The sequence below is a fragment of the Roseospira visakhapatnamensis genome (assembly GCF_014197915.1).
GTDB lineage: Bacteria > Pseudomonadota > Alphaproteobacteria > Rhodospirillales > Rhodospirillaceae > Rhodospira > Rhodospira visakhapatnamensis.
The window spans coordinates 1-8,907 of the sequence record NZ_JACIGK010000056.1; the positions used below are offsets into that span (position 1 = coordinate 1).

General features: G+C 70.1%; 12 protein-coding genes and 1 pseudogene. 1 reads left to right on the forward strand and 12 read right to left on the reverse strand.

All coding sequences use genetic code 11. From position 1 onward, the window contains the following. From GGD89_RS18815 to GGD89_RS18870, 12 genes and pseudogenes are all read right to left on the reverse strand, one after another. A pseudogene (locus tag GGD89_RS18815) lies at positions 1 to 473 on the reverse strand (helix-turn-helix domain-containing protein); the annotation flags it as partial. Positions 474 to 816: 343 nt separating this feature from the next. Next, positions 817 to 2,082: a PBECR2 nuclease fold domain-containing protein gene (locus GGD89_RS18820; protein WP_184048853.1), complete on the reverse strand. Its 1,266-nt coding sequence runs from the start codon at positions 2,080 to 2,082 to the stop codon at positions 817 to 819. Beyond that, on the reverse strand, positions 2,075 to 3,637 hold the full coding sequence (locus GGD89_RS18825; protein ID WP_184048856.1) for a DUF935 domain-containing protein: 1,563 nt from the start codon (positions 3,635 to 3,637) through the stop codon (positions 2,075 to 2,077). The genes GGD89_RS18820 and GGD89_RS18825 overlap by 8 nt, the downstream gene beginning before the upstream one ends. A 10-nt stretch (positions 3,638 to 3,647) precedes the next feature. Beyond that, positions 3,648 to 5,282: a hypothetical protein gene (locus GGD89_RS18830; RefSeq protein WP_184048859.1), complete on the reverse strand. Its 1,635-nt coding sequence runs from the start codon at positions 5,280 to 5,282 to the stop codon at positions 3,648 to 3,650. Next, entirely contained in the window at positions 5,279 to 5,848 is a 570-nt protein-coding gene (locus GGD89_RS18835; protein WP_184048862.1) for a phage protein Gp27 family protein, read from the reverse strand. Before GGD89_RS18835 ends, GGD89_RS18830 begins: the two co-directional genes overlap by 4 nt. Positions 5,849 to 5,854: 6 nt before the next feature. Further along, complete coding sequence (locus tag GGD89_RS18840) at positions 5,855 to 6,136, reverse strand: VpaChn25_0724 family phage protein (protein WP_184048865.1); 282 nt, start codon at positions 6,134 to 6,136, stop codon at positions 5,855 to 5,857. Positions 6,137 to 6,152: 16 nt separating this feature from the next. Then, positions 6,153 to 6,512, reverse strand: coding sequence for a hypothetical protein (locus tag GGD89_RS18845; RefSeq protein WP_184048868.1), 360 nt, complete (start codon positions 6,510 to 6,512; stop codon positions 6,153 to 6,155). Next, entirely contained in the window at positions 6,506 to 6,754 is a 249-nt protein-coding gene (locus GGD89_RS18850; RefSeq protein ID WP_184048871.1) for a TraR/DksA C4-type zinc finger protein, read from the reverse strand. The genes GGD89_RS18845 and GGD89_RS18850 overlap by 7 nt, the downstream gene beginning before the upstream one ends. Beyond that, positions 6,747 to 7,469, reverse strand: coding sequence for a lipase family protein (locus GGD89_RS18855; protein ID WP_184048874.1), 723 nt, complete (start codon positions 7,467 to 7,469; stop codon positions 6,747 to 6,749). The genes GGD89_RS18850 and GGD89_RS18855 overlap by 8 nt, the downstream gene beginning before the upstream one ends. Beyond that, a complete protein-coding gene (locus GGD89_RS18860) occupies positions 7,466 to 7,792 on the reverse strand; it encodes a hypothetical protein (RefSeq protein WP_184048878.1) in 327 nt (108 codons plus the stop codon). The genes GGD89_RS18855 and GGD89_RS18860 overlap by 4 nt, the downstream gene beginning before the upstream one ends. A 4-nt stretch (positions 7,793 to 7,796) precedes the next feature. Next, entirely contained in the window at positions 7,797 to 7,940 is a 144-nt protein-coding gene (locus GGD89_RS18865; RefSeq protein WP_184048881.1) for a hypothetical protein, read from the reverse strand. Between the two features lie 14 nt (positions 7,941 to 7,954). Next, positions 7,955 to 8,629, reverse strand: a complete 675-nt coding sequence (locus tag GGD89_RS18870; RefSeq protein ID WP_184048884.1) for an N-acetylmuramoyl-L-alanine amidase — start codon at positions 8,627 to 8,629, stop codon at positions 7,955 to 7,957. A gap of 39 nt (positions 8,630 to 8,668) precedes the next feature. Here GGD89_RS18870 and GGD89_RS18875 point away from each other — a divergent pair. After that, on the forward strand, positions 8,669 to 8,907 hold a 239-nt coding region (locus GGD89_RS18875), incomplete at its 3' end, for a hypothetical protein (RefSeq protein ID WP_221238569.1).

Sequence of the window (8,907 nt, forward strand, 5' to 3'; positions counted from 1 at the left end):
AAGGTGCGTTTGTGTTTGGCGCGCAGGGCGGACGGCGAGCGCTGGGTCAGCCCCTTTTCCGCCAGGTGCTTGAGGATGCGCCCGACGGTGCTGACGCTGAGGGTGCGACCGTGGTCGCGTTTGATGATGACGGCGATCTTCTCCTTGCCGTAGGCGGGATGGGCGCGGCGGATGGCCAGGACAAGCTGCTTGTCCGCTTCGCCCCACTGGCGCTTGTTCTGGCGCTTGCGGGCCTTGGATGGAGGGGGGACGCCTCGGTCCAGCGCGGTCAGGGCGGCCTTGGAGCGGTAATAGCTGGCTCGGGACAGGCCGCTCAACCGCTGGCAGGCGTCATCCGACAGTCCCTCCGCCTTATGGGCCTGCCAGTGGTGGACCCGCTCCTCATGGCGCCGGCGGTGGGCGTCGAGACATTCCTGTGTACGGGCGTAGGCGTAGAGCTTATAGACGTTTTTGTGCAGCGCTTTGTACTGCATGAGAGCCTCCAGGGTGGTCTTGCAACTCCCTTTTGAGGCCTTCTCGTTCGGCCATAAACCGAATTCGCACCGGTCTGGGGGCATGCCCCCAGACCGGTGCAAGCGCGGCTCACCCAGTCTCACATCTGCCTGGACCTACACAAGTCGCCATCAGACGGCCCGTTGCTGGTCGATTAAATGCGTTTTTAAACGGGGTCTCGCGCCGGCGCGGCCCAAGGGGCCGGATCGCGCTCTCGCGCATCCTGGCGCGTCTGTGGGCGATATGCTATAAATCACACATGGCGTGTGGTGCGGACGGGCGCGAAACCACCGCCGGCAGGCCAGCCGCCCGATCCGGTGAGGCTTACTCTTCCCGCCGATACAGAAGTTGCCCCTGGCGCTGGTCGTTCAGATAGGACGTCCGGCGTACCGGCATGAAGGTCCAGCCCTCGAAGCGACCCAGGACGGCCTGGGCCACGACCAGAACACCTCGGCCACGGTCGAGGTGGACGACGCGCAGGAACCTTTTGCGCAGCGCGACTTGCCCCGTCGTGACATGGCGTTCCCACGCCAGCCAGATCTCGGCCGGGCGCTCCAGTGTCGGGATCAGCAGCGGCAGGAACGGCGCTCGCTCCGGTGCCAGGTGGTCGGCCAGAACCTCGGCTGTTAGCTGCACGGCCTCGCCGTCCGGGGTCAGGACCGTGCGCCCGGCGCCGCCCAGAACATCCCGGACCCTCTCCAGCATCTCGGCGCTGTCCGCCGCCGCAGCCCCGCGTGGTGCATCCCACGCATCCACCGGCAGGGTCTCCGGCAGGGACAGGCTCCGCCATGTGTCGCGCCGGCCGATCGGGATCCAGTCCCGCTTCGTCCGCTCCGTCGGGGCAGCGGCCATGACGCGGCGATCGACGGATTGACCATGTGCCGCGCGGCCGACATGGTACCCGAACCCTGTATCGATACCCTTTGGCGTCGGCCACGTCTCGGTCGATCCATCCGCCAGGCGGACGGTGCGGTCCTCCATGTCAACCGGCGGGATCTGATCATCCGGGGTGACCGTGTAGCCGTAGCGCGCCATGTCACGCTCGGTCAGGACCATGATGGTGCACCGGCAGCGCCAGCCGTTCGGGGGATAGTGCGCGTGCCACCAGGGATGATCGGCCGGCAACACGATTCCGTGCCAGGCCAAGTGCTCCGGCCGGGTCCGGCTGTCCCGCACCGCCACGTAGCGCAAATACAGCGTGCGGCCGCGTCTGGCCTCCCGCTCCCGCGCGCGCTCGATCTGTTGCCAGCGCCCGGCGGCGCGGGCCATCCTGAGATTGGTGTCGTAGATGACGCGCGACCGCCACCCTCGGCTGCCTTTGTAGGTCCAGCCGTGGCGCGCCACGATCTGGTCGAAATCCTGGCGGAAGGTCTCCAAGGTCGTGCCGTTGTCCAGGGCCTCCTGAAGCGCGGCGCGCATATCCGTCAGGAACTCGGCCTTGGTGGCGCCGGCGATGACGAAGGCGCGGGTGTGCTGGCCCTCGCGCAGGTCCGTCCAGGCATCGGTGGGCAGATTGATCTTCTGGCGGAAGTAGTCAATGGCTTCCCGGAAGGGCAGCGGATCGCCGACGGCCGCCGCGTCGTCAGACATCGTCCACCTCGGCGCGGCCAGCCAGATCGGCCAGGGCCATGGCCTCGCCGATGACGTCGGCCAGATCGTCCAGGCGCATGTCGGGATACAGGCGCTCCAGCCGCGCGATGACCTCCGGGATGGTGTCGGCGTGGTCGATCACCGCGCGCACCTGATCGATCAGGGCATCGGTGGCGGGGCCGGCGGCGGTGTCGATCTGGTCCACCAGCTCGTCCACGTCGTCATGGGGGTCTGTCACCTGTGGGGCGGCGCGGGTGGCCCGCTGCGGCGCCGGTGCCGGATCGCCCGGCGGGGTGTCCGTGGGCGTCGCCGCGCCGCCCAGCACCTCGTCGTCGTCCTCGGGCGCTGCCCAGCCCAGGCGCTCGCGCACGTCGTCGGCGCGGACGCGCAGGCCCAGCGGCACCAAGCCCGTGAGCTGCTGTGTCACCGCCGCCGTATCCTCTGGCTCGGTGATCGGCCAGGAGAGCCATGGATACGCGTCCTGCGGCCCATGGTTCAGGTCCACCGCCACCCGCACCAGGTCCCGATTGACCGGCCGCGCCACGTCGCCGGCGTCGGCCTGGGCGACGTCGATCTGCACGCCCCGATGGACCTGCGCCTGCGACAGCGAGGCGCCGTCGTCCGTGGTCATGGTCTGGCCCAAGACCGCCTTGCTGACCTGACCGTCCAGGTATTCGGCCAGGCGCTGGAACAGCTCGGCGCCGCCCCGGCCTTCCGAGATGCCCTGGAACTCGATCCGCATGGCCTCCGGCAGCACCGCCGCCGCGTCGGTGCCGATCCCGGCGACGGCCGCCACCAGCGTGTCAATGTCCTTTTGGGTCGCGGACTGGCCGTACCGGCCCAGCCGCAGCGGCAGGCCATAGACCTCGATGAACGCGACCCAGTCTTTCAGGGCGAACGCCTTGAACAGGTAGCTCCATGCCACCAGGCGGGCGAGCCCGCCGCGCACGGCCAGGCCGCTCTTGATGCGTGGCATGTGCACGACGAATTTGCCTGGCGGCAGCTCCACGCCCTTGGGCTCGCCGTCCGCCGCCAGGCGCAGGGTGGTGCGCGTATCGTCGAGCACGAAATACCTGGGATCCCGCCACGGACAGGCCGATGGCGTCCACCGCTTGCCCGTCTCCCACAGAATTTCGCAAACGGCGTAGCCCTTGCCGAGGGCATCCAGCAGATCCATGACCATGCCGTTGAACCACGGCTGATCGACGATGGACCGCCTGACGAAGTCGGCGATCTCGCCGGCGCGGGGACTGTCGTCGCCTGGGGTCACGATGGGCTCGACCCCGGCCACCGCCCGCTTGCGGGTCCCCAGCACGGCCGCATAGTGCGGGTCGCGCTCCTCCATCTCCTCGGCCAGCGTCAGATAATCCGCGACGCTGCCTTCCGTCGCCCGCTTAAGGATCCCCGCCAGCCGCTCGGGCGTGAGCCCGGTGGCGATGGTGCCGCTGAACGGTCGTCGCACGCCGGTCACCGCTGGCGCCGCGACGGTCTGTGTCAGGGTGCCTCGCTCGATCGGCCGGCCGTCCGGCCCGAGGATCTGGGATGTGCGTGCCATGGGCGCGGTCCTAGTATGAGCCTCGCCGCGCCCGCAGACCCGACGTCAGCCGCATCTGGCGGGTGACCGTCTCCGGGCGGACGGGGATGTAGAGGTATTCCTGGTGTTCGGCCTGCGAGGCGGCGTGGAAGTACAGAAGCGCCACGCCGGCGTCTCCGTGGCGCTTGCCGCCGTCGCTGCCCATGAGCCGCACGGATCGCGGCATCTTCGGCACGCCGGCGACTACACGGAACTGCGACAGATCGTCCCGGACATCCAGGTCCGCCGGGATCAGCATGGCGCGACCCTGGAACGCCGCCTGAAACGGCGTGCCGTGCTCGCGGTACCAGGTGTCATTGGCGTGCAGCTCTTCGATCCGTTCCGGCCCGAACTCCTGGCGCAGTTCCTGGGCCAGGGCCTGGCCGTTCCCGTTGGCGTCGGCGATCATGCGGCCCCAGCGCGGCACCCGGTGCAGCACGTGCAACGCCATCTGGCGCTGCTGGTCGTAGGGGCAGCGCGCCAGTTCGATGATCAGCGGTACGTGCCGGGTCAGGTCCTGGGCGGTGTAACCGATGGGCATGCAGGTCCGGTCCACCGACATGCCGAAGTCCAGCGCCACCGCGTGCGATCGGTCGGCCGGCAGCGCCGCCAAAAGCGGGTCCACGTGCTCCGCGAGCCAGTTTTCCATGTGTGCCCGGCGCAGGTGCGCCGGCCAGTCCACGAACCCGTCGGCCGGTGGGTACCAGCGTACGACCTTGTACTCAGGCGTCTGGCATGCCTCGATCAAAGGCAGGGGCAACAGCACGCCGTCGCCCTCACGCGGGATCGCGTCAAGTTCCTCGCGCATGGCCTCGACGCGCGGGCCGTAGCTGCGCCGGATCTTGCGGTACCACGCAGTCTTGCCCTCGGGCGTGGCGGTCTCGCCCTTGATCAGGCAGACCCGCTCGTACAGGCCGGCCGCCACCGCCTCGTCGAACGGGATGCGATGGACGCTATAGTCATAGCGCCCGGCGCGGCTGTCCTTGACGAGCTGGTTGAAAGGGTTCGTGGCGCCGTTGTGGGTCGAGATAATCCTGATTTGCCCGCCCCAGATCAGCAGGGCGTTGCAGGCGTCGATCACCTGGCCTACGTCCTGGTGGAACGCCGCCTCGTCGATGATGACACGGCCCTGCAGACCACGGATCGCGGCCGGTCGGCTGGACAGGGCGGTGACCTGGTGACCGCTCGCGAAGCGGACCCGCCAGGCGGTGATGTGGCGCGAGGATCCGTCGCCCTGTCGATCCTCGAACAGGAATTCCTCGACCGACAGCAGCTCCTTCGCGACATGCCGCGCGAAGCGCGCGCACACGTCAATGAACTCTCGCCCCTTCTCCTTGGCGTCCGGAATGTAGAACACGTTCAGGCCGTCCGCGCGCATGCTCGCGGCGGCCGTCAAGGTGCTGTCCAGGGCCTCCGCCCAGGTGATCCCGGTCCGGCGGCCCTTTTCGCAGAGCTTCAGGGTGCTGGTGTCCTCGACCCATCGCACCTGGTGGGCCATCAGAATGCCGTCGGCGAGCGGGTCCAGATCCTCAGGTGGCAGACCACCCGGCACCAGGCGGTCGATCTCCGACGCCGGCGGCGCCTGGTCGGCATGGGGCAGGACATCGGTGGGGGTGACGTCCGTCATGTGGACACGCCGAGGATGCCCTGGCGCAGGGCCTTCAAACGCGCCGCCGACAGCCCCTGTTCGCCGGCCGCCTGGGCCTCGGCCTCGGCCTCGTCAATGGCCTGGGCAGCCATCTCGGCGGCGAGCTTGCGGGCGCGGGCCTCGACCTTCTCTTCGAAGTCCTGGTCCAGTCGGTTGGCCCTGGCGAGTTCAGCCATGCCCTTGCCGATCATCATCGCTTCTTTGGGGTCGAGGCCGGCTTCACCAATCTCGACCTGGGACAGAAACCGGAGCACCAAGTCACGCGTGATCTCGACCAGCAGGCGACCCTGGCGCCCCTGTGTCGCGGCCTCGCCCAGTTCGGCGGCCAGGCCATCGGTGATGGCGCGGGTCTCGCGCAGGCGAGCGGCGAGCGCGGCCTGGCGCTGGGCGGCACGGCCCACGGCCGAGCGGCTGATCTCGTAGCCGCGCTCGTCCAGCCAGTCGGTCAGTTCGTCGATGGTCAGCCGGCCCTCGCCGAGGAGGCGCCGGAACGCCGACAGGTCCTCGGGGGACAGTTCGGTATCGATGCGGGATTTGCGACCCATGACGCGCTACCGCACGTCCATGGGATGAGCGATGCCCGGCAGGATCGTCTCGGCGCGGACCACCTCGGCGCCCAGCGGCGTCAGGGTCACCACCCAGTAGCGGTCCAGATCCTCGATCTCGATACAGCCGGCGTCGCGCAACCAGGCCAGCAGAATACGCACGCGGTCGATACCGAGCCGGTGCCCCCGAAAGTCCAGAGCCGTTCGCGCCATGCCGTCGTTCATCTCACGCGCCGGCGTGTCCAGCAGCGCCCGCAGGATCAGTAGGCGCTGTTCCTTCGCCGCCACTTCTCGTGATCGGGGGTCATTTGCCGCCCTCTTGGTAGTGCGTGCGATCCAGTAGCTCCAGCTTGCGGAGCACCACTTCCATGGTGCCTGCCACGCCGGCGACCTGGGCCTGAACGGCGTGCGTCAGGTCGTTGCCCTTGCTGATCCGCTCATGGATGAGTTGAAGGTCATCGTGGGAGGGGGCGCGCTTCAGCGCCTCCTCGACACGCACCAGACGGTCGGCATGGCCGTCCACTCGACTGTCGAGGTCACCGATCAAACGACGGCCATCGCCGACCTGCTGCTTGATGGCCAGCCAGACCAGCGCGATCACGGTGCCGATCTTCCACCCGACGTCGATCCACACCTGCGCCTCGACCCAGACCTCCATCACCACACCCCCGTCCTGTGCTGGCGTGTGCGCCGCACCTCGGCGGCCGCCTGGCAGGGCGCGCAGCGGGTGGCGGCGGGGTGGGCCGCGCGCCGGGCGGCCGGGATCGGTTGGCCGCACCCGGCACAGCGATCGGCCGGTGTGCGTGACGTCGGGCGCGGATGGGCGGTGCGCGCTGCATGGAGGGCCAGGGATTCCGCACGGTCCCGCTCCGCCAGGTCGCCGGCGATATCGGCCAGGTCAGCCATCGGCGGCCTCCGAGAGGATCTCCGCATAGGTGTCCACGTCGTGGTGCCGGAGGGGCCAGATGCCACCCGGCAGGTGATCCCACCGCCAGGCCGGCGCCGGCAGTCGGATCGCCGGGGCCGGATGGACGAGGCCCGGGATCGGTGGCCACAGCGGCGCCAGGTCTCCGGCCACCACATAGCGGCGGACGGGGCAGGTGATGGCAGCGGCGGCCCTGCGGTCGATGGACTTGGGCGCGCCGAAGGTCACCAGCGCGGCGGGCGGGAGCTGGTCCCAAGAGACGCCAGCGCTCATCGACATCAGCGACGCGAACAGCGTGGCCAGCGCGCCGCCCATGGAATGCCCGGTCAGCGTGACCGCGCGCGCCGGCAGATACCGATTGATGGCCCGGATCAGCACGCGGTTGAGCTGGCGGGCATAGCCCGTGTGAGCCCGGCCGGGGCCGGCCCAGGGGCTGGGCCAGCCGACATTCGCCAGCACGTCGCGCCACTGATGGCCGGAGACCTCCGTCCCCCGGAACACCATGACGACGTGGTCGATATCGCGCCCGGCCGGCGTGACGCACACCGCCACCTCGGACCCGGCCCATTCGATCCACCGCCAGCAGCGAGCGCCCAGCGCCCGGATCGCGGCCTCGCGTGTGGCCCGGTCGCGCTCGTACACGGCCGAGCACAGCCCGGCCAGCACGGCGTCTCCCCGCACGTGTGGCGCGATCATGGCCCGGCCTCCGGGCTCTCGCTGGCCGGCTCCGGACAGGCGATCAGGGGCACACCGCCGGTCAGGGCGTCGCGCGCGGCCTGCTTGCCGGCGTCGCTGACGCCGGCACAGTAGAGGCCCGCCGCGCCCACGGCGACCGCGCCCACGCCAACCAGAGGCGCGCAGGCGGAGAGGACGTAGATCAGGGCCAGCAGCATGAGCGCGAGGCAGGCGGACAGCACGCCGCCCGCCAACTCGCGCAGGACCAGCAGCGCCGGGCGGCGGAGGCGGTGCCATCGATTGAGGCACGGCCGACGTGGCGACTGGGTGGCATCGAACGGCATCGGATCACCCTCCCGTCACCAGGACGGCACCGATACGCAACGCCTCATCCCATCCCACCACACCGGCGATGACCCCGGCGGCCAGAGCCAGGATTACGGCGACGGTCACGGCCACGAGCGGCCAGGTCCACGAAGAACGGATGCGCATGGTCAGGTCTCCGGTCAGAGCGCCGCGATCTGGCGGGCGATGGCGAGCGACCGCTCGCGGCGGGCGTGCAGCGTCCGGCCGAGCGGCGTGTCGATGGGGATGGCCAGGGCCTCGATCGACCACGCGTCCTCGTCGATGACCTCGGCCACCTCGCGGTGGTCGTCGTGGTCCATGGGCAGGCGGGGCTTCGGCGGCGGGACGGGCGCCGGGACATCATCGGCGGCCGGCATGCGGCCGCCGCTGTCGAGCCCCAGCAGGGCGCGATAGTCGAACACCGGGCAGGTCTTGCGCGGGTCAACCTCGCGATGGCCGTGGAAGGTCACGCGCCCGCCGTGGTGGGCGTCGATCGCCCCGCACAGGGCGCGACAGGCGTCCAGCGCCGGCGGCGGAAACGTCGTCCGGCCATCATGCACCATGATGGCCACCGACCCGGTGTTGTGGCCGCGCTGGGCCGCTGGGATCCGGCCCAGCGGCCGGCCCGTCATGGTCCGGCCGCCGTGGTCGATCAGGTAGTGATAGCCGACGTCCGACCAGCCGCGCGCCAGGTGCCAGGCGCGGACGGTCCGGACCAGGGCCTCGCCCTCGTAGGGGCTACCCTCGCCATCGGACGCGCTGCAATGCAGGAACACCCGCCGAACCTCCCGGCCGGGCGGATGGGACGCGTAGTGCGACGGGGCGACGACGGACACGGCGGGGCCTCCCACGGCGGAGCGGAGCGTGGGGAGAGCATGCCGGTCCGGCGCGCGCGGCGCGCCCGGACGGATGTCCGGTCAGGGGGTCTCGGAGGGGGGTGGCGGCGCGAACAGATCGAGCTGGCGCGGATCGCCCCGGCCCATGTCGGCCAGCAGCCGCCGCGCGTGGCGCTGGTTGAGGCCGAGCAGAAGGTCCTGCTGGAGCGCGTCGCCGCCTGGTTGCCGGACGGGGTCAAGCCGGTGCTGATGGGAGACCGCTTCTACGGCAGCCCGGA